This is a genomic window from Anabaena sp. FACHB-1391, from assembly GCF_014696755.1.
GTDB lineage: Bacteria > Cyanobacteriota > Cyanobacteriia > Cyanobacteriales > Nostocaceae > Dolichospermum > Dolichospermum planctonicum.
Genome location: NZ_JACJQS010000019.1, coordinates 19,134 through 40,758 on the forward strand (window position 1 = coordinate 19,134; position 21,625 = coordinate 40,758).

Annotated in this window: 20 protein-coding genes and 1 riboswitch; of the genes, 1 reads left to right on the forward strand and 19 read right to left on the reverse strand. The window is 38.1% G+C overall.

Annotation, left to right across the window (positions count from 1 at the left end):
- Position 1: 1 nt before the first annotated feature.
- The 18 genes from H6F62_RS11010 to H6F62_RS11090 all read right to left on the reverse strand — a co-directional run bounded on the left by H6F62_RS11010 (position 2) and on the right by H6F62_RS11090 (position 18,820).
- Positions 2–694 carry a DUF4276 family protein gene (locus tag H6F62_RS11010; RefSeq protein ID WP_190372048.1) on the reverse strand — a complete coding sequence of 231 codons (693 nt, stop codon included), beginning with the start codon at positions 692–694 and terminating at the stop codon, positions 2–4.
- Positions 691–1,887, reverse strand: coding sequence for an AAA family ATPase (locus H6F62_RS11015; RefSeq protein WP_137908367.1), 1,197 nt, complete (start codon positions 1,885–1,887; stop codon positions 691–693). The genes H6F62_RS11010 and H6F62_RS11015 overlap by 4 nt, the downstream gene beginning before the upstream one ends.
- Positions 1,888–2,168: 281 nt before the next feature.
- The gene (ftsH3, locus tag H6F62_RS11020) at positions 2,169–4,013 is read right to left on the reverse strand and encodes an ATP-dependent zinc metalloprotease FtsH3 (RefSeq protein ID WP_028090468.1); all 1,845 of its coding nucleotides are present in this window, start codon (positions 4,011–4,013) and stop codon (positions 2,169–2,171) included.
- Positions 4,014–4,167: 154 nt separating this feature from the next.
- Positions 4,168–4,302 carry a hypothetical protein gene (locus tag H6F62_RS21200; RefSeq protein ID WP_268904599.1) on the reverse strand — a complete coding sequence of 45 codons (135 nt, stop codon included), beginning with the start codon at positions 4,300–4,302 and terminating at the stop codon, positions 4,168–4,170.
- Between the two features lie 11 nt (positions 4,303–4,313).
- Positions 4,314–5,525 (reverse strand): acetate kinase, encoded by a 1,212-nt coding sequence (locus H6F62_RS11025; protein ID WP_190372049.1) that lies wholly within the window; start codon positions 5,523–5,525, stop codon positions 4,314–4,316.
- A 258-nt stretch (positions 5,526–5,783) separates the two neighbouring features.
- Positions 5,784–6,428 carry a universal stress protein gene (locus H6F62_RS11030; protein WP_137908386.1) on the reverse strand — a complete coding sequence of 215 codons (645 nt, stop codon included), beginning with the start codon at positions 6,426–6,428 and terminating at the stop codon, positions 5,784–5,786.
- A gap of 158 nt (positions 6,429–6,586) precedes the next feature.
- Positions 6,587–6,699, reverse strand: a riboswitch (cyclic di-AMP (ydaO/yuaA leader).
- A 236-nt stretch (positions 6,700–6,935) separates the two neighbouring features.
- Positions 6,936–7,385 (reverse strand): type II toxin-antitoxin system HicB family antitoxin, encoded by a 450-nt coding sequence (locus H6F62_RS11035; protein WP_190372050.1) that lies wholly within the window; start codon positions 7,383–7,385, stop codon positions 6,936–6,938.
- Positions 7,382–7,543, reverse strand: coding sequence for a type II toxin-antitoxin system HicA family toxin (locus H6F62_RS20965; RefSeq protein WP_199306414.1), 162 nt, complete (start codon positions 7,541–7,543; stop codon positions 7,382–7,384). Before H6F62_RS20965 ends, H6F62_RS11035 begins: the two co-directional genes overlap by 4 nt.
- A gap of 89 nt (positions 7,544–7,632) precedes the next feature.
- Positions 7,633–8,634 carry a transaldolase gene (locus H6F62_RS11045; protein WP_190372051.1) on the reverse strand — a complete coding sequence of 334 codons (1,002 nt, stop codon included), beginning with the start codon at positions 8,632–8,634 and terminating at the stop codon, positions 7,633–7,635.
- Between the two features lie 132 nt (positions 8,635–8,766).
- Entirely contained in the window at positions 8,767–10,197 is a 1,431-nt protein-coding gene (pyk, locus tag H6F62_RS11050) for a pyruvate kinase (RefSeq protein ID WP_137908362.1), read from the reverse strand.
- A gap of 118 nt (positions 10,198–10,315) precedes the next feature.
- On the reverse strand, positions 10,316–11,341 hold the full coding sequence (gene gap / locus H6F62_RS11055) for a type I glyceraldehyde-3-phosphate dehydrogenase (RefSeq protein ID WP_137908361.1): 1,026 nt from the start codon (positions 11,339–11,341) through the stop codon (positions 10,316–10,318).
- Between the two features lie 400 nt (positions 11,342–11,741).
- Positions 11,742–12,260 carry a DUF29 family protein gene (locus H6F62_RS11060; RefSeq protein ID WP_190372052.1) on the reverse strand — a complete coding sequence of 173 codons (519 nt, stop codon included), beginning with the start codon at positions 12,258–12,260 and terminating at the stop codon, positions 11,742–11,744.
- A gap of 5 nt (positions 12,261–12,265) precedes the next feature.
- A complete protein-coding gene (locus H6F62_RS11065) occupies positions 12,266–12,784 on the reverse strand; it encodes a DUF29 family protein (protein WP_190372053.1) in 519 nt (172 codons plus the stop codon).
- A 5-nt stretch (positions 12,785–12,789) separates the two neighbouring features.
- The gene (locus tag H6F62_RS11070) at positions 12,790–13,308 is read right to left on the reverse strand and encodes a DUF29 family protein (protein WP_190372054.1); all 519 of its coding nucleotides are present in this window, start codon (positions 13,306–13,308) and stop codon (positions 12,790–12,792) included.
- A gap of 315 nt (positions 13,309–13,623) precedes the next feature.
- A complete protein-coding gene (locus H6F62_RS11075; protein WP_190372055.1) occupies positions 13,624–13,953 on the reverse strand; it encodes a helix-turn-helix transcriptional regulator in 330 nt (109 codons plus the stop codon).
- A 236-nt stretch (positions 13,954–14,189) separates the two neighbouring features.
- Positions 14,190–16,571 (reverse strand): phosphoketolase family protein, encoded by a 2,382-nt coding sequence (locus H6F62_RS11080; RefSeq protein WP_190372056.1) that lies wholly within the window; start codon positions 16,569–16,571, stop codon positions 14,190–14,192.
- A 249-nt stretch (positions 16,572–16,820) separates the two neighbouring features.
- Positions 16,821–17,972, reverse strand: coding sequence for a DNA polymerase III subunit beta (gene dnaN, locus H6F62_RS11085; protein ID WP_137908356.1), 1,152 nt, complete (start codon positions 17,970–17,972; stop codon positions 16,821–16,823).
- A gap of 86 nt (positions 17,973–18,058) precedes the next feature.
- The gene (locus H6F62_RS11090; protein WP_137908355.1) at positions 18,059–18,820 is read right to left on the reverse strand and encodes a DUF1995 family protein; all 762 of its coding nucleotides are present in this window, start codon (positions 18,818–18,820) and stop codon (positions 18,059–18,061) included.
- 195 nt (positions 18,821–19,015) lie between these two features.
- Between H6F62_RS11090 and H6F62_RS11095 the strand changes: the two genes are divergently transcribed.
- Positions 19,016–20,350, forward strand: a complete 1,335-nt coding sequence (locus H6F62_RS11095; protein ID WP_190372057.1) for a DEAD/DEAH box helicase — start codon at positions 19,016–19,018, stop codon at positions 20,348–20,350.
- A 94-nt stretch (positions 20,351–20,444) separates the two neighbouring features.
- On the opposite strand, the gene H6F62_RS11100 is transcribed toward H6F62_RS11095, so the two are convergent.
- Positions 20,445–21,587, reverse strand: coding sequence for a cysteine desulfurase family protein (locus H6F62_RS11100; RefSeq protein ID WP_190372058.1), 1,143 nt, complete (start codon positions 21,585–21,587; stop codon positions 20,445–20,447).
- Between the last annotated feature and the right edge of the window lie 38 nt (positions 21,588–21,625).

Genomic DNA, 21,625 nt, shown 5'->3' on the forward strand with positions numbered 1-21,625 from the left:
CCTAAGAGATCATGAATTTGTCAATATACCCAATAAATTCTCCCAGACTAGGAACATTATTAGCAAGGTGGATATATAGAAACTCGTAATCTAAATTAGATGCAAGTCTATTGAGTTGTTTTTCACTCTTGTTATAACCTTTACCTACATAGTTATAAATCTGTTTTATATCATCAGCAGGATGAGGTCTTTGTTCCATATCATCACTCTTAGGATTAAAACCAAAAATTTCTTGAATTTTATCTGGTGTTAAACTGGTATCTATTTTGATAAAATGATTATATTCTGCTAAAAACCATGCTTCTACTTCCATAACAGCAAGCACTATATTTATAGGAATTGATCCTTTTGGTAAAGAATAATTTAAACCTCTTTGCAGTTTAGATGTTTCAGCTATAGGTATTGGATAAACATCTCTTAGTCCTATTATTCTCTCATATCCTTCTATAGATAAAGAATTATATAGTTCTCTCATATCTGACACAACAGTTTCATCATTGCATGAATTATAAATTAAAACATAAAATTTTGTTGCAGAAGTAACAGTATCTTTCATTATTACTTGAGCCGAGTTACTATTTTCTCTATATTTAATTTCTCTAGAAATATGTAATTGGCCAGCAATTTCTTTTAGCAACTTTTGGACAAAAATTTGTTCCGTTTTACCCTCCACAAAAATAGCTAATTTTTTCACTGTTCTATATTCTCCTCATTACCAAACCCCTCTATATAGAATTGAGTTGCAAAAAAGTCAAAATTGTTTAATCCAGTAAATTTAAAATCATCAAATATTTCTTTTGAATTATGTATGTTATGAAGTTTAGCTAATCCTGGTTGTCTCTCAATTACTGACCAACATTCCAAAGGAACACCATTCATAATAAATCTATCATTAGTGGTCATAATTAACTGAACTAAACCAGTTTTTGCTTTATTAACCAGTAATTTAATCATTGCTGATGACCTTTCAAAATCTAGTCCTTCCCCAATATCATCTATTAAGATACAACTAGGCTTTTTAGCTAATAGTGAGTAGTTTATTTGAATAATTAAAGATAATACTCTAAACATCCCTTGAGATATTATTGATTGTTCAGTTTGATCTTTTAAATCACTTTCTTGAACATAAAGATATTGCAGTTTTACCTCTGGTAAATAGGATTTATCTTCTTGAAAAATCGAAGTTGATGGCGTTTTTGTACCAATTTCATCTATTCTGTAACCAACAAATAACATATCTGATTTGATAGATTCAATAAAACTTTCTCCTAACTCTTTTTCTCCTAATTTGAATATGCGAATTACATGATTTTTATTGTTGAAGTCTATATTTTTTTTGATTATCGCAACGCTTTCGGTATTAATTGCATCAAGACTACTTCTGCCTAAATCTGTTCCAAATTCGTAATACCTCAATAAATTTGCCCAAGTGTAAACTTCTTCAAAAAAAGGATGCTGGATAGAATCTCTTCGATGGAAAGCTGCGACTTCATTAGTAGGTGTTTGAAAATCAATTTCTTTTTCTAATTGTTTAGCCCAAATTTTGCCTTCACCTGATTTATCTCTCATGAGATAAAATTTAGATCCAATAGTGTAACTTTCTTCAATTACTAGACTATTCTCAACTTTCAATATGTAGACTTTTTTATTGTCTCCGTTATGAGAATCAAAAGTTAGTTTCCACTCTCTTAACCTACCATCAAGTCTACTGAGCTTTTCTTCACCAGATAGAAAATCTGATAAAAATTTAATACTTCTAAGCATTCTCGATTTGCCAGAAGCATTTTTGCCAACAATCAAGTTTACATTACCTAATTGACAACCATTTAAACACCACTCACTTGGCAAATCTTTATCTTGACAATATTCTATAAAGTCTAATTTCATATAGTTTTACTGATTACGTTGAATTAAGGTAACAAAAACGGCTGTTAGGTACTTATTATGCTATAGGAATAATATTTGATTTATGAAAAGATACTTAGGGTGCGTCAGATATTACAAATCTGTTGATTGAGAGAATTTATGCAGTATGACGCACCCTACAATACCTAATTTTTTTCAAGAATCAAATATGAGTTCTATAGATTAGCAATTCGCAAAAGAGAACAAGGAAAAGAGTAATTCCAGAAAAACCAGAATTACCCTTTTAAAAAGTTTAGGAAAAATTACGCAAAAGCAGCCATTTTCACATCGTTATTACCAAGAATTGCTTGTAATTCCTCAGCGTCTACGGTTTCCTTTTCAATTAGCATTTGAGCAATTTCATCTAAAACCTTGCGGTTATCGAGTAAAACTTCCTTAGCTCGACTGTAAGCAGTATCTACTAACTTCCGCACTTCTTCATCAATAGCAGCAGCAGTTTCTTCCGAGAAATCGCGCTCAGACATAATATCTCGACCCAGGAACATATTTCCTTGTTGACGACCAAGGGCTACTGGACCCAAGCGATCGCTCATGCCAAAGCGAGTTATCATTTGTTTAGCTACTCTGGCCACTTGCTGTAAATCATTAGAAGCACCTGTCGTCACTTCCTCCTCACCAAAGATAATTTCTTCAGCGAGACGACCACCTAAAGCCACGGCCATTTGATTTTCCAGATACGCACGGCTATATAAACCAGTGTCCATGCGGTCTTCACTAGGAGTAAACCAAGTCAAACCACCAGCACGACCACGAGGGATAATGCTAATCTTTTGGACAGGGTCATAGTCAGGCATTAAAGCACCGACTAAGGCGTGACCTGCTTCATGGTATGCTACTAAAGTTTTCCGCTTTTCGCTCATTACCCGGTCTTTCTTTTCAGGACCTGCTAATACGCGGTCAATAGCATCATTAATTTCATCCATCGAAATTTCAGTTAAATTCCGACGAGCGGCTAAAATTGCGGCTTCATTGAGTAAATTAGATAAATCAGCACCAGTAAAGCCAGGAGTCCGACGGGCGATTTTATCCAAGTCTACATCTTTAGATAAAGTTTTACCACGGGCATGAACTCTCAATATTTCGCTTCTTCCCGCGTAGTCAGGACGGTCTACGACTACTTGACGGTCAAAACGACCGGGACGTAATAAAGCTGCGTCTAATACGTCAGGACGGTTGGTAGCAGCAATAATAATAATGCCAGTGTTACCTTCAAAACCATCCATTTCCGTTAGTAACTGGTTGAGGGTTTGTTCCCGTTCGTCATTACCACCACCTAAACCAGCGCCCCGTTGACGACCTACCGCGTCAATTTCATCAATAAAGACGATACAAGGAGCATTAGTTTTCGCTTGTTCAAATAAATCACGGACACGGGAAGCACCCACACCCACAAACATTTCCACAAATTCCGAACCGGAAATTGAGAAGAAAGGAACACCAGCTTCTCCAGCTACAGCCCGTGCAAGCAGGGTTTTACCAGTACCAGGAGGTCCAACTAAAAGTACACCTTTGGGGATTTTCGCACCAATGGCGGTAAAGCGATCAGCATTCTTTAAAAAGTCTACAACTTCGTTTAGTTCTAATTTGGCTTGGTCAATACCCGCCACGTCTCCAAAGGTAACTTGGGTTTGGGGTTCCATTTGCACTCTGGCTTTAGATTTACCAAAGTTCATGGCCTGGCTACCAGGACCGCCTTGAGCGCGACGGAGGAGGAAAAATAGACCAACTAGCAGCAACACAGGGAAGAATAGGCTGCTGAGAGCCTTAAACCAAAATCCTTCGTCTGCTTGAGGTAGTACGGAAATATCAACACCTTTAGCTGTGAGGGTATTGATTAAATCAGGGTCATTAACTAAAGTAACGATCTTTTTCTTTTCGTCATATTTGGGTGTTACCAGGGCTGTAGAGCGGTCGGAACTCAAACTAACTCTCTCAACCCTACCCCGTTCAACTTCTTGGATAAACTGACTGTAGCGCCATGTCTCTCTGTTTTGAGGTTGTTTGTCAAAAAATGCTGTTCCTAGCGCAATGACAACTATAAAAAGGAGCGCGTACAGCCCCGTATTTCTCCATTTTTTATTATTCACCGATGTTGTTTCTCCTGTACTTGTTTGCTGCTTATACGTAGCTTCTCTAAGGAAGAGGACATTATGATAATTATGTTAACTTATCTTAAGATATCTCAAAATAGTCCTTTTGTCATGCTACAAATGATCTTCTATCCTCCACAAGTCTAAAATTTCAGAATAGTGGGACTTCTATTGTAATCATTCTCCACCAGACAAAGAAAGGCCAATCACCACTGACCACTAACCCATCAATTTTTTTCTGGTAATCTAATTCTGTTTGTACCGTCTGGCTTAGTGCCATTGTCATATTATTGCAGCTTATTGCAGCAATTTGTAACATTGTTGCGCTATTGCCCAATCTTCTTGAGTTTCTATAACTAAAACTCGCACCGTTGAGTCAAATGTAGCAATATCAATATCAATAGGTTGTTGTTGATTTTTCTCTAAATCAATTTTCAGTCCCAAAAATCCCCAGGGTTCACAAGCAGCTAAACGTATTTCTGCGGATTTTTCTCCTACTCCAGCAGTAAAAACTAATACATCTAGTCCTGCTAAACTAGCCAGCATCGCGCCGATACCAGACCGGAGGCGATGTACGTACATATCCCAAGCCAATTGGGCGCGTTTATTACCTTGTTCTTTGGCGGCTATCACATCCCTTAAATCACTTGATATTCCAGAAATACCTCGTAATCCTGAAAGTTTATTTAACATATTATCTAATTCTTCACTGGAGTAATTATACTGTTGCCATAAATAAATTAAAATACCTGGATCAATTGAACCACTGCGGCTACCCATCATTAAACCATCTAGGGGGGTAAATCCCATGGTTGTATCAATACTGCAACCATTTTTGATGGCCGCTAAGGAACAACCATTACCTAAATGACAAGTAATTATCCGCAGAGATGGTAAATCTTGACCAATAATTTCCGCAGCCCGATTAGCACAATACTGATGACTAATGCCATGAAAGCCGTAACGGCGAATACCTTTTTCTGCGAAATTATATGGGATTGGATAGATGGCGGCTGCATCTGGTAAGGTGCTATGAAATCCAGTATCAAAAACTGCCACTTGAGGAATATTGCCCAAACTTTTTTCCATAGCTTCAATACCTGCCAAAGCGGCTGGATTGTGTGCTGGCGCTAGATTACATAAACGAGCGATCGCCTGTTTGACATCTTCAGTAATTATTACAGATTCTTTGTACTCTTGACCACCATGTACTACCCGATGTCCTACCACATCAATCACTGATAAATCATCAATTACCTGAGTTGCACCATGTATGAGAGTAGACAACAAATAAGCAAATTGTACCTGCGGGGAATCACTGACAATAGTTTCTTGTAGAGTTGCACCGATAGCCGTTTTAACTGTAATTTCCGCCTGATTTTTGTCTTGAGTCCAGTTGATTTTCCCTTCCCAGAGGGGTTGGGGTGCTAGAGGAGGAATTGTGGTTGTCATGTCATACAGACAACTCTTTTGGCTGCTAGAACCGGCATTGAGGACAAGTATTTTCATAAATTCAGATTTACGCCCTGTACTGATTTACCGCGACAAATTTAAGTTAGGAATTGATAAAAAAGCCACTTAAAGTATAAGTGACTTTTTCATAATTTCAATTTAATTCCCAGTCATTGAAAAAAGAGATTAAGTAGGTGAACGGAAAAAAACCGACATAAGTAACGAAAAGTAAAGTTGCCCAGTTAAGAGTTCCCAGTTAAGAGTTCCCAGTTAAGAGTTCCCTTGTCATAACGAAAATTTTTAACGCCAACCTACTTATTTATCAAGACAATGGGGAATACCTAACACTGCACAAGGGAAATTTTTACCTAATGTTTCAATCATGGGATGATCCGTAGATTTGCAGCCTAAAAACAGAATATCAGCGGTTTCTAATTGGACAACTTTTTTAAGTTCTTTAGCAACATTACCAAAGCGCAGATGAGAACTAAATGAACCTTGCCATTCTTCAGCGAGAGTTTTTGCTTGCCAAATAATTCTATCTGCTTCCTGGAGAGAAGTTCTAGATTCTCTTGCTAACTGCGGTAAAATTGCTGTTCCTTTTGAGCGATTTAATCCCAATGCAACTGACTTTGATATATTCCCCAATTGATATTCTAATTGAGCTTGATTTTCAGGAACTTTGAAGATATCAAGAGACTGATGATTCAAGTTTTCTTCTACTACATAAACAGCTTGAACTGTAACTTGATAGTTAGTAGCTAAAGTCGTTTGGTGGGCAATCCAAAAAGCAATATCTAAGGCTGTATGACTTTGAGGAGAACCATTATAAGCAACAATTAGATTAGCTGATTTCGCCTTTGAACCTTTTTTAGAACATGATTTTTGAGTTCCTGGCAGTAAAACCATTTGTTCAATTAGGTCATCACGACCGATAGCACTTTGTAAACGTGCCAATATTGGTTTAATTTTCACAGTTTTAACTTCTCTCCCTTGAAACAATTGACCAATGAGAAGCGGGGATGACAATTTTAAATTTTAGATTTATCTGTAATCTAAAATCTAGAATTTATTAAGGAAGACCCAATCATAACTGGTATTACAGCCAAGATTTTGGGAGTTCCTTCCATTGCTGACGGAGTTAGCTGACGGGCTAAGACTGGAAGGTGTCTCTCATAAGATTAGCCCCAAATACTTGGTTCCTCCGCTCCAAATTCAGTTTTGATGAATTTGAATTAAGCTACCCACTAAAAATATAGTGACAGTATTACACTAGGTTGAGATAAAGTCAAGTTTAAGAATATTGAGTATACGCTTGTATTCAAGAGCTTGATTTATAATTTTTTCCAATTTTCCCCATATTTAATGATTTAAACTATTTTGATATAGCCAAAATTCACAAGTTATAATTTAGCCATAATTGGTGATTAAACCCACATTCCGCATCATTGGAAACTGGAAATTTTGTCAAAGTAATTTAGATTGACTGAGATTATCCTGTGCTGCTCCCTGTGTAAATTGCTTAGAGGATGTTTTAACAGTGTATCTCATATCCGTAATTCCTGAAGCATTTTCCAACGATTCCCCCTTCAAATAACGTTCCAGTGCATCAGTCACCAAATTATTCAGATTCACCCCCCGTTGTTGAGCAAATAAGGCCGCTTGACGATGAAGTTGGCTACCTACACGCACATTAAAACTACCCTTAAACGGCTTCTCAGGCTCAATACTTTTTTCTTCACATAGAGCCAAATAATCATCAACTGCTTCCTGAAAACTAGCCCTGAGACTAACTACATCTTCCCTTTCAAAACTAATTAAACTGCGGATATATTCCACCTGTCCGTAGAAGATTTTATCGTCATCACTATAGTGAATAGACCCGAAATAATCCTTGTATTGCATCATGTTATTCATAGCAATTCTTCCCCTTGGAGAATCTCGATAATCTGTTGAATCTGATATCGTTTGAGAATATTTTGAGGATGGGGTTTATGCAACGTAATAATCACTCCCGCATCATTGAGAAAACGCCGCCGAGAACCTCCCCTTTTTCCCGTGCTGACAACGACCACAATTTATTACACTATCATCAAAAACTAAAAACAGATGTAGAGACGTTCCATAGAACATCTCTACAGGGGTTTCAAAGCACCGACATTGATTAAGCGGTGACTTTCTGACTTTCCAAACGAGTCAATCTTTCAGCTAATAGTTGTTCCAAGGAAATCAAAGCCTTGGTAAAACCATCAATACCTTCTGCTAGTTTATCAGAAGCCATGCGATCGCCATTGTGCATTTGCTCAAAAGTCGCTTGATCAATGGAAATTTTCTCAATTGATAAATCCGCTACCTTTGCCGGATCAAGTTTCCTGGGTAATTCCCCTACAGTATTTTGCAATTCTGCCAACAAACCGGGAGAAATAGTTAACAAATCGCAACCAGCCAATTCAGTAATCTCGCCCATATTACGGAAACTAGCACCCATCACCTCAGTTTGATAACCAAACTTCTTAAAGTAGTTATAAATGGTGGTGACAGATAATACACCTGGATCTTCCGCTGGCGGGTAGCTATCCCGGCCTGTATCCTTCTTATACCAGTCAAGAATCCGACCAACGAAAGGAGAAATCAACGTTACACCAGCTTCCGCACAGGCGATCGCTTGATGCAGACCAAACAGTAAAGTTAAGTTACAGTGAATACCTTCTTTTTCCAAAATTTCCGCAGCTTTTATACCTTCCCAAGTAGCTGCAATCTTAATCAAAACCCGCTCTTTGGCAACACCAGCGGCTTGATACTGACCAATCAAATTCCGGGCTTTTGCTACAGTTGCATCTGTATCATAAGATAACCGCGCATCTACCTCTGTAGACACACGACCGGGGATAATTTGCAAAATCTTTAATCCAAAGGATACCGCCAAACGGTCAAAAGCCAGAGATACCACCTGTGCTTGACTAGCACCTACACCAGCATCTTTTTTAGCTTTAAGCAGCGTTTGGTCAACTATATCCTGATATTCGGGCATTTGCGCCGCAGCAGTAATCAGTGAGGGATTGGTAGTAGCATCTTGAGGTGTAAACTTTTCAATCGCTTGAATGTCTCCGGTATCCGCTACCACAACGGTTACTGCCCGTAGTGCTTCTAGTAAGTTCTTAGGCATAACATACTCCAATGTCAGTGGTCAGTAGTCAGTGGTCAGTGGTCAGTGGTCAAGGAACAAGGAACAGGAAACAGGGAATTAGGGAATTAGGATTTCCCAATTAGGAATTATCAACTACCCATTTTAGAGGTGTCAAGGCATAATTGGCTGTCCAATAGAATGCACTTTAATTAAATTGGTTGTTCCAGGTGTACCAATGGGGACACCAGAGGTAATCACAACCTTATCTCCCTCCTTAACTAAACCACTATTGACAACTGTGTCTACCACATTAATAAACATTTCTTCCGCATTGCGAACAGGTTGAATGAGTAGGGGTTCTACACCCCAGGATAAAGCCAATTGACGGTAGGCGGTACAATCAGAGGTAAGGGCAATAATTGGTGTGCTGGGACGGTATTTAGAAACCAGTTTGGCTGTACTTCCCGACGTGGTATTACACAAAATTGCTTTAGCACCAGTTTCATAAGCAATGCGACATACCGCTTGAGACACTGATTCTGTCACTGTCAAACTACCGGCTTTCGGTACCCAAGAATGTCTATTTCCCTCTTGTAATGCTGTTTCTGTTTGTAGTGCAATATTGTGCATCGTTTGCACTGCTGCAATAGGATATTCACCCATGGCTGTCTCTCCAGATAACATAACCGCATCTGTGCCATCTAAAATAGAATTAGCAACATCTGTAGCTTCAGCGCGAGTAGGATCTGGCGCACTAATCATTGATTCTAGCATTTGCGTAGCTGTAATTACCGGTTTACCAGCTTGATTACAACGACGCGCAATTTCTTTTTGAATTAGCGGAACTTGATAAATAGGTACTTCTACCCCTAAATCACCACGAGCAATCATAATTCCGTCAGCAACTTCTAGAATAGCATCTAACTGTTCTACTGCTTCTGCTCTCTCAATTTTAGCAATTAGACGAATTTTTGAACCAGCACCCTCAATCATTCTCCGTGCAGGTTCGAGGTCTTGAGGAGAGCGTACAAAAGAAACCGCCACCCAGTCTACACCTAATTGTATCCCAAAGCGCAAATCCATTAAATCTTTTTCGGTAATCGAACTTAGAGGTAAAGGAGTTGCGGGTAAATTTACACCTTTATGAGAAGAAACCAAACCGCCAATATTAACATGAGCGCGAATTTTATCAGCGTCACGACTAGTAACGGTTAATTTTACTCGACCATCATTAATTAAAATTGGTTCACCACATCGCATCATAGCGAATAAAGTTGGTAGCGGTAAGGGTAACTCATCAACACTTTCACCCTTTTCTTGTAAAAGAAATGTCACTTCACTACCAGGCTCTAACATTAACCCTTCTGGTGGTAATTTTCCTAAACGAATTTTTGGACCACACAAATCTTGCATTATAGCAATAGGTTTGTTTAAGTCATTACCAATACGCCGTAAATTTTGAAAAACCTGAGCGTGAGCATCATAAGCACCATGAGAAAAATTTAACCGCGCCATATTCATTCCCGCTCTGACTATAGCTTCTAATTTTTCAGGTGAAGATGTAGCAGGTCCGATAGTACAAACAATTTTAGTGCGACGCATAATTGTGTAAGGAATAATGGTAAAGTAGCACACCCCATTAAGCCCTTATTTACAACAATTAATTATGGATAGGCAAACAAAGCTAATTGATTGTTAACAATTAACAATGAATAATTATCTAAATTAATTGTTCTTTTTTCGCCATTGATAAGATTAAATCAACAACACGGTTAGAATAACCCCATTCGTTATCATACCAAGACACAACCTTAAAAAAATTAGAATTAAGTTCAATTCCCGCTCCTGCATCAAAAATGCTAGAATGACAATTACCCTGAAAGTCTGTAGATACTACTTCTTCATCTGTGTAACCTAACACACCAATTAAATTACCTTCCGCAGCTTTTTTCATTGCTAGACAAATTTCTTTGTAAGAAGTAGCTTTAGTAGTTTTAAAAGTTAAATCAACTACAGAAACATCAGGAGTAGGAACTCTAAAAGCCATACCAGTTAATTTACCCTTTAATTCTGGTAATACCAAAGCCACCGCTTTAGCAGCCCCCGTAGCCGAAGGAATAATATTTTGAGACGCACCTCGTCCACCACGCCAATCTTTACGACTAGGACCATCTACCGTAGGTTGAGTTGCCGTCATAGCGTGAACCGTAGTCATTAAACCTTCAGCTAAACCAAAATTATCATTAATGACCTTAGCAATAGGGGCTAAACAATTTGTAGTACAACTAGCATTAGAGACAATTAAATCTTTAACGGGGTCAAACAAGTGATGATTTACACCCATCACCATAGTTTTTACTTTTTCCGGTTCTTTTGTTGGTGCAGAAATTACAACCCGTTTTGCACCAGCTTTAAGATGATTTTCAGCCCCAGCATAATCAGTAAAAAGTCCCGTAGATTCAACAACATAATCTACACCAAATTTACCCCAAGGTAGTTCCGCAGGATTTCGCATAGATACACAAGGGATAAAATGACCGTCAATAATAATACCGTCTTCTTTAGCTTCAATCTGACTTTTTAATCTACCGTGAGTAGAATCATACTTAAGAAGATACGCAAGATTATCGGGAGGAACTAAATCATTAATTCCTACAAACTCAATATGAGGATTATTCAAACCAGCGCGTAGCACAAGTCTACCAATACGACCAAATCCATTAATACCAACTTTCAACTTAGTCAAAATTAAACCTCCCGTATTAGGAACTTCAGCAATAACTGGCCGGGTTAATTCTAGTCCGACTTAGTTAATTCTTACAGTTACAAAAGGCATAAAGTTGATTTAACTGGCATATTTTAAGGTTTAATTATTAGTCATTGGTTATTTGCATGATCCGATACATTATTGAAATATCTGTATATTTGTTATGACTTACCGAAAATATTTCTAAAACCCTCTGATCTTCGTTTTTTTCGTTCCTTCGTGGTTAATTCCTTCCTGAATTGTGAGTAAGTCTTACAGCAAGTTTAGCTTGAGTGAGGTACATATTATGCGGGCAAGATGCCCGCACCACAAGAGTTTTATCACTAATATTTGTACTTTATAATAGCGGTAACTGCTGTATGTATATTAAATTAATATTTCACATTTTCCCTAACTTCCAATTTTCACCACCGGGTAACTGAACTAAAAGTTCAGCAATAGCTTTTGGTAAATCTTTAACAGAATATACATAAGTCAATTCTAAAAATTTCCTAGCGATAGAAATTACCTCTGCTCTATTGACCATTTCCGCTAATTGAAATTCATTATACATCCCACCGAAAACATCTAAACTAGCATCAGCTATAGCTAATTCAATTTCATCTTCTAACCAACTATTCCATTCATCTTGATTGATATAATAGGATTTTTGATTTTCTTTGAGATTAATATCTTGAATTTCTATTAATGAATTGCGAATAGAAGCAACCCAAGAATTTGTTAATCTTTTCTCAATTTGATTTTTAATCAAATGAATTAACAACACTTTTAAAAAAGATTTAATTTGTCGTAATATGGCTTTTTTACTCATCCCCTCTAATTCATCAACAATAGCCAAAGCATCGGTATAACGTTGTTCTAAAATACTATTTCTGAGGTCTATTAATTCCTGGGTCATATTGATTACCTTTTCCCTAACTTCCAATCTTCACCACCGGGTAAATTACCTAAATAATCATCAATAATATCTGGTAATTCTCTAATTTGATAATTATAGGTAAGGTTAATTAACTCAGTTGCAGTTAATATTAATTGTGGTTTATTTAACATTTGGGAAATTTGTTGTCTTGGCAATTTTCCATTCATTATTTCTAAACTAGCATCAGCTATAGCTAATTCAACTGCATCTTCTAACCAACTATCCCATTCATCTTGATTGATATAATAGGATTTTTGATTTTCTTTGAGATTAATATCTTGAATTTCTATTAATGAATTACGAATAGAAGCAACCCAAGAATTTGTTAATCTTTTCTCGATTTGATTTTTAATCAAATGAATTAACAACACTTTTAAAAAAGATTTAATTTGTCGTAATATGGCTTTTTTACTCATCCCCTCTAATTCATCAACAATAGCCAAAGCATCGGTATAACGTTGTTCTAAAATACTATTTCTGAGGTCTATTAATTCCTGGGTCATATTGATTACCTTTTCCCTAACTTCCAATCTTCACCACCGGGTAAATTACCTAAATAATCATCAATAATATCTGGTAATTCTCTAATTTGATAATTATAGGTAAGGTTAATTAACTCAGTTGCAGTTAATATTAATTGTGGTTTGTTTAACATTTGGGAAAGTTGCTGACGCTTGAATTTTCCACTCATGACTTCTAAACTAGCGTCAGCTATTGCTAATTCAATTTCATCCTCTAACCAACTATCCCATTCATTTTGATTGATATAATAGGATTTTTTATTTTCTTTGAGATTTATTTTTTTAATTTCTATCAATGAATTGCGAATAGAAGCAACCCAAGAATTAGTTAATCGGTCTTCTATTTGGTTTTTAATCAAATGAATTAACAAAATTCTCAAAAATGCTTGAATATTCCGTAAAATGGCTTGTTTACTCATCCCCTCTAATTCATCAACAATAGCCAAAGCATCGCTGTAACGTTGTTCTAAGATACTATTTCTGAGGTCTATTAATTCCTGTGTCATATTTGATTTACCTCAACTTGGAAATTTACTAATCTCAATAAAGAAAAATTAAGAGTTTTGTAACATTTTTAAATATTATTATGGTCAAATTCGTGATATAAGTCCAATAAATTCTCCTGGAGTTGTTCTAAGGAATTTCCTTGAGTCCAATAATCAGGAGATTCTTCTAAGTAAGCGATAAACATATCCTCGTCTTGCCAATAAATATATTTTTTTATATTTTTTTAGTGATTGTTTCCATGATCATCTCAACCTATAACTAAAGGCTTGATCTAATTATATCAGATTTTTTCAAAAATTAAACATCAACTAGCATTAAGCAATTTTTTGATAGACAACATTAATTTTGGGTTGAGATTTATCTGGCTGTTGATTTGTTACCATTATTTCTACATTTTGACCTAATTTAATTAAATAACTTAATAAATTTTCAATTGTAAAATCTTTGAGAATACCGTTAGTTAAATTATTTATTTGTTCAAGTTCTAATCCTAAAATTTGTGCGGCTTGTTGAGGTGTGATTTGTTGTTGTTCTAAAATATCAGCAATAACAGAAGCTAATTTAACTTTGGCTAGTTTTTCTTCTGCATTAGCAAATCCTAAATCTTGAAATATGTTGCCAAAACTGATTGTATAATCTAACATAATCTTGATCTCATGATTGTCTAGTTTGTGAAATTTGGATTGCTGTTTGTAATCGCTGGTAAATTAAATCAATAGTTTGTTGAGGTGTTTTGAATCATAGAAAGATATTTTTATAACCCTGGTCTTTACATTCTAGCATCAAGAGCAATAATCTTTTACAAGATTACACAAGCCCTAGATGTGTAGGGGTTTAGCAGTGCTAAACCCTTACCAATAAAATCAGAATGACTCAATTATTAATATGGCCAAGTCCAATCACGGATTTCTGGCATATCTTCACCGTGTTTCTGGATATAATGCTGATGTGAAATCAACTTATCTTGCAATTTTTGCTTAACATAAGCTGCTTGATAACCTAACTTTGGTACACGGTCAATGACATCCATAACTAAGTGGAATCTATCTAGATCATTCATGACCACCATATCAAAAGGTGTGGTTGTTGTTCCCTCTTCTTTATAACCACGGACATGAATATTTTGATGATTTGTATGCCGATAAGTGAGACGATGAATTAACCAAGGATAACCATGAAATGCAAAGATAACTGGTTTGTCAGTTGTGAAAATTGTATCAAAGTCTTTATTACTTAAACCGTGAGGATGTTCGCTTTTTGGTTGTAGTGTCATTAAATCAACAACATTCACAACTCGCACTTTTAAATCTGGGAAATTTTGACGTAAAATATCCACTGCTGCTAAGGTTTCCAAGGTGGGAATATCCCCAGCACAAGCCATAACTACATCTGGTTCACTGTTTTGGTCATTACTAGCCCATTCCCAAATTCCTAAACCTTTAGTAGTGTGTTTAATAGCTGAATCTATATCTAAATATTGTAATGCGGGTTGTTTACCTGCTACAATCACATTGACATAGTTACGACTTTTTAAACAATGGTCGGTTACTGATAGCAAGGTGTTCGCATCTGGGGGAAGATAAACACGAATGATCTCGGATTTTTTATTAATTACATGATCAATAAAACCCGGATCTTGGTGAGAAAAACCGTTATGATCTTGCCGCCAAACATGAGAAGTGAGAAGATAATTTAAAGATGCAATTGGTCTTCTCCAGGTAATATGACGAGTTGTTTTCAACCATTTAGCGTGTTGGTTGAACATTGAATCAATGATGTGAATAAAGGCTTCATAGCAGGAGAAGAAACCATGACGACCTGTTAACAAATATCCCTCTAACCACCCTTGACAGTTGGTTTCGCTGAGGATTTCCATAACTCGACCGTCGGGAGCTAAATGGTCATCTTCGGGGAGAGTTTCCGCATCCCAAGCGCGATTTGTCACTTCAAATAAAGGGTCTAGACGATTTGATGCCGTTTCGTCAGGACCAAAAACGCGGAAGTTACGGCTCTCGTCGTTTAGTTTCATGATGTCGCGGAGAAACTTACCAGTAACTTTTGTTGCTTCAGCGTTAATTGTTCCTGGTTTAGGTACTTCTACGGCATAGTTGGTAAAATCAGGCATTTTCAAATCACGCAGCAAAATTCCGCCATTTGCGTGGGGGTTGTCTCCCATGCGACGCTGACCTTGGGGAGCTAATTCTGCGAGTTCGGGAATCAGTTGACCATTGGTATCAAATAGTTCTTCTGGTTTGTAGCTTTTGAGCCAATCTTCTAATAGTTGCAGATGTTCCGGTTTACCAGCTATATCACTAAAAGGGACTTGGTGCGATCGCCAATAACCTTCTGTTTTCTTCCCGTCTACTTCCTTGGGACCTGTCCAACCTTTAGGAGTGCGGAGGATAATCATTGGCCATTGTGGTCTTTGTTGAACCCCATGTACTCGCGCTTCTAGTTGAATACCCTGGATTTCAGGAATGATTGTATCTAACACCGCCGCCATTTGTTTGTGGACTTCCGTAGGATCTGCACCCTCAACAAAGTATGGTTTATAACCATAGCCGATAAATAGACTTTCTAACTCTGCATCAGGTATCCGTGCTAATACTGTAGGGTTGGCAATTTTATAACCATTCAAATGCAGAATTGGTAACACCGCACCATCAGTAACAGGGTTAATAAATTTGTTAGAATGCCAACTAGTAGCTAAAGGTCCAGTTTCCGCTTCTCCGTCACCCACAACCGCAGCTACAATTAAATCAGGGTTGTCAAATACTGCACCATAAGCGTGAACTAAAGCATAGCCTAATTCTCCCCCTTCATGGATAGAACCGGGGGTTTCAGGAGCGACATGACTAGGAATACCACCAGGAAAGGAAAATTGCTTAAATAATTTTTGCATTCCTTCAGCATCTTGAGAGATATTAGGGTAATATTCGCTATATGTTCCTTCTAGGTATGTATTGGCGACAAGTCCCGGTCCACCATGTCCTGGTCCAGCGATATAAATGGCGTTGAGGTCGTATTTTTTTATAACTCGGTTCAAATGGGCATAAATCAAATTTAGTCCTGGAGTAGTTCCCCAATGTCCCAATAGTCGGGGTTTGACGTGTTCTTGTTTGAGGGTTTCTTTCAGTAAGGGATTATCAAGCAGGTATATTTGTCCAACAGAAAGGTAGTTAGCGGCACGCCAATATGCATTAATTTTGCTGATTTCTGTGTCTGTCAACGGCTGAGGTGAGGTTGTGGTTATTAATGTCATTATCAACTCCAAAAAGGTATTTGCACCGAACAGGGTTATTGTAACTATAATTGTTTCTTCAGGACAAGCTAAGTATTTTTTGGGACTAATAGACTGATAATTATCATATAATGACAATGGCACCATGGATTATTTTTAGTACCAAGGTGAAAAAGCAATAAAATTTTTCTCGTCAAGAGTAGATATTATCAAGGGGAATTAGAAAAAAGTTAGGGAACGGATAAACATACGTTCTCTAACAAATAAAATCTAATTTCTCAGTTGTACGGGCATAGCTAAATAAGTCATTTTTAAACCACCCAAGGGAGTGAAAATAACTGGAGTTAAACTTTGATTTAGGTGCATTTGAATTTCTGAAGATGGTAGTTCTTTCAAGCCTTCCATGAGATATTTAACATTAAAAGCAATGTCTATATTTTCTCCCGAAATTTGCGCCGGTATTGATTCTGTTCCACTACCTACATCTTGCGCTTCACAAGATAAAGTAATTTCTTGATTAGCATTATCAATGCTAACTTTGACAATATTATTTTTCTGGTCTGCTAACACAGCAATTCGTTCTAAAGTGCTGATAAATTGCTTTCTTTCTAATGTTACTTGTCGTTCAAATTGTCGGGGGATTAATTGCCGATAAGCGGGGTATTGTCCTTCTAATGTCCGGCTTGTTAAACGTTGAAATGCCCAAGCAAATACAACTTGACCGTGATCAAGATATACATCTACTGTTTCTTCAGATGCGGAATTATGCCCTAACATTCTTTGTAGTTCCCGTAATGCTTTCGCTGGTACTGTCACTTCTACTTGTTCGCTACCCTCAACAGAACGCTCATTTGTGGTTTCTAGGACTGCTAAACGGTGTCCATCGGTAGCCGCAAATTCTAATGTATCCTGTTTTAATGTTAAATGTACACCTGTGAGAACTTGCTTAGTTTCATCTGAACTAGTAGCAAACAAAGAACCTTTTAAGCCTTCAATAAGTGCCGCAGTGGTAAGGGTAATTGCTTCAGCGTTTTCAATTACGGGTAATTCGGGAAATTCTTCCGCACCCATAGCCCGCACTTGATAACGTCCACTTCTGGGTTTTAGTGTTACAAGTATACCTTCTCCACTGCTGTCCCCTGATTGATCATCAAGGGTGATTTCCCCTTCTGGTAAACGAGAGGTGATATCTACAAGTAGTTTGGCCGGGAGAGCAATTTCCCCACTTTCTAATACCTCAGCACTAAAACTAGTACGAATACCTAAACTCAAATCAAAGGCTGTTAAACTAACTTGATTAGTTTGGGCATCGGCCTGTAATAATATATTAGCAAGTACCGGGTGGGTTGGTCGAGATGGAACTGCACGGCTGACAAGGGAAAGATTACTACTGAGATCACTTTGGGAACAAATTAATTTCATCTTTAAATTCAATAATGGAGGAATTGGTTATTGTAATTGGTAATGGGTAATTAGGTATTCACCAATTTTCCCATCACTACGTGATTCTAATTGCTTAAAGCTTTAATGAACCGCTGTAAACTCTTAAATAGACTGGGTTTTTTAGTAGGTGTCCCGTCGCTGGTGTTTTCCTTTTGTCCCCCCATAAGAATCGCGTCTAATTCGTCACCAGATGGTTTTTTAGGGAGTTCCGCAACTTTTTGATATTCTCCCTCTGTTTCTAACCATACTTCCCATTGTCCAGGATAGCAACGAAATAGGGCAGATTGATCATCTACAGCACGGATATAGTAAGAAGATTCAATGGTACTAATAAAGCGACGACGGGTTTCCCTGGCTGTGTAACCAATACCGACGATACTAGAATCTTCCAACCGGGGAGTTAACATAATTACCGGGCGTTCCCCTATAATTTCACACAGCTTTTCTAATTGTGGTACTTCTACCGAAGTTGGGGCAATAAACAGGAAAATTTCATCTTCTGGCTGAATTTTCGCTGCTAAGGAAGCAGCCCTACCTGTACCGATATCTAAAATTTTCTCGCGTACAAGATTAATGCCTAAGTTAGACTCTGCTGATGTCCAGTCACGACGAGCTAAAGCAGCCGCACCCGCGTCAGCAAAGAAGACTTTTAGACCGGATTCATATTCAGTAAATAAAGGGAGAAACTGTTCTGCAACTGTCATGAATTTGAGTTCTGGAAATAATAACTCAACTTGAATCCGCATTATACCATCAGCTACAGCTGATTTTACCGCTTCACAGGACTGAGCGATCGCATCTTCTAGGGTTTTAGGTAGTTCAGCCATAGTTTACAAAGTCTTACAAAGTCGCTGGGTGAATATTTAATTCTCTCACTATAGTTATTGAATTCTGCTATCATAGGGGATTATGGCATTTGCCCCTAGTCTTGGTGCTTGCTGCCCATTGAGTATTTTAAACCATTCGTCCGCCTAAGACTGAAGCCGTGACCGGCGACAGGCCGATGTTATTTCTGGAGTTATATGTCTTTTTCTGATCTCGGCTTGTCCCCTGAAATTGTCCGTGCTGTCACTGAGCGAGGATATAATCAGCCTACACCAATTCAAAAACAGGCTATCCCTGTAGTATTATCCGGTGGTGATATTTTAGCTGGAGCGCAAACGGGTACTGGTAAAACCGCCAGCTTTACTCTACCGCTGCTACATAAGTTATCTACTCACAAGGTTCAAAACAATACTAACGGATTTTCAACAATTCGGGCATTAATTCTTACCCCTACGCGAGAACTTGCAGCACAAGTACAAGAAAGCGTCCGCGACTATGGTAAATACTTAAATCTCAATTCCATGGTCATGTTTGGGGGAGTCAGTATTGGTCCCCAAAAACAGAAATTGAGAACCCGTGTAGATATTTTAGTATCAACCCCCGGACGACTACTAGATCATGTTCAACAGGGAACTGTGAATTTATCTCGTGTGGAAGTGTTGGTATTAGATGAAGCGGACCGAATGCTAGATATGGGTTTTATTAATGATATCCGGCGCATTCTCTCGCTTTTACCCAAACAGCGGCAAAATTTGTTATTTTTTGCCACATTCTCTGATAAAATTAAAACTCTCGCAGCAGGGTTACTAAATAACCCGACAATGATTGAAGTAGCACGTCGGAATGTCACCGCAGCCACAGTATCACAGAAAGTTTATCATGTAGACCGGGAGCGGAAACGACAATTACTTTCCCATTTAATTCGAGAAAATAAATGGTATCAGGTATTAGTGTTTAGCCGCACTAAATATGGTGCTGATAGGTTAGTGAAGCAGTTGGGTGAAGACCGCATTCAAGCACTGGCTATTCACGGTAATAAGAGTCAAGGAGCGCGAACCCACGCCCTAGGTAAGTTCAAAGCAGGGACATTACAGGTATTAGTAGCAACGGATATTGCCGCCCGTGGTCTTGATATTAGCGAATTACCTTATGTCATTAACTATGATTTACCGAATGTACCAGAAGATTATGTACATCGCATTGGAAGGACTGGACGCGCTGGAGCAGAAGGTGAAGCGATTTCCCTCGTCTGTGTTGATGAACATCATTTATTAGCGGATATTGAGGAACTAATTCAGCAGCGTTTACCGAAAGAAGTCGTCGCTGGTTTTGCTGTCAACCCGGAAATTAAAGCTGAACCCATTCCTAACGGACGTAAAGCCCCTGCTGGTGGTACTTCGCGCAGTCCTCGTTCTGTTTCCCAAAAATCCCCTCAACAGCCTTCGTCACGGACAACAGCAGGAGGTAAAAAGTCTGGTTCTGGTTCTGGTTCTGGTTCTTCAGCACCGCGTCGTTCTGGTAAGGGTAGGTAATAACTGACTTGACTGCATTGCTGAATATTATGAATGTATATCACGCAAAGAATAACATTTTGAGCAATAGAGTTTTGACTTTTCCTGGTTATTCTTAATTCAACCTCTGTAAAACCTGTTTTAAAACCATTGCTGTCCAGTCAATATCCGCTGCTGTTGTTTGTTTTCCTAAAGTTAATCTAATTCCTCCCAAAGCCGCTTTTTCAGAATATCCCATTGCTAATAAAATCGGACTGGGGCTTAATTTTCCGCTATGACAAGCAGCACCAGCACTAATACCAATACCTGCTAAATTTAACTGACGTACCAAAGTTTTTCCGCTGATTTTTTCCCCGTCCGCAGTTGCTAAATAAAAACTAAGATGGTGGGGTAATCGGTTAGTTCTGTCTCCTGTGGGTATTAAACTGGGAATATCTGCTAAAATAGCAAATAAGCGATCGCGTAATTCCATTAATCTCACCCTTTCCGTCTCTAATTCCCGTGCTGCTAACTCCGCAGCTACCCCAAACCCAGCAATAGCTGGGGTTGCTTGCGTCCCTGAACGCAGTCCGGCCTCCTGTCCACCCCCAACCAACAACGGTTTTAATTTCACCCCCGGACGTACATATAAAGCCCCTGCTCCCAAACAACCATATAATTTATGACTAGATATACTTAGTAAATCTATTGGTAAATCCTGTACATCTATCGGTAAACGTCCAGCAACTTGCACCGCGTCAGTGTGAAATAAAGCACCGTGCATTTCAGTTATTTTACTTAATTCAGCAATAGGTTGGACTGTTCCTACCTCACTTTGTCCATAAATCACAGATACCAATACTGTATTATCTCGCAATACTGCTTTTAGCTCTTCGGGGTTGACTCTTCCTTGATGATTTACACCCAAACGGGTAATTTCCCAACCCCAATTTTCTAAGATTTTCGCCGGTTCAGAAATAGCCGAATGTTCTACACTGGAAATAATTATATGCTGGGGAACATGATAACATCCCGCCACCCCCATCATCGCTAAATTGTCCGCTTCCGTTCCCCCAGAAGTAAAAATAATCCCTTGAGGAACAGCGTTAATTAACCCCGCAACTTGCATTCTCGCTGTTTCTAAAACCAATGCGCCACGGTTGCCCCATTCATGTAAACTAGAAGGATTACCCCACTGTTGAGTTAAGACTGTCTGGATCATAGCGATCGCTTCTGGACGAGTGGGAGTAGTTGCACTATAGTCTAGATATACTTGCATAAAAATTAATCATTGAGTGGGAGTAATAATTTACTCAT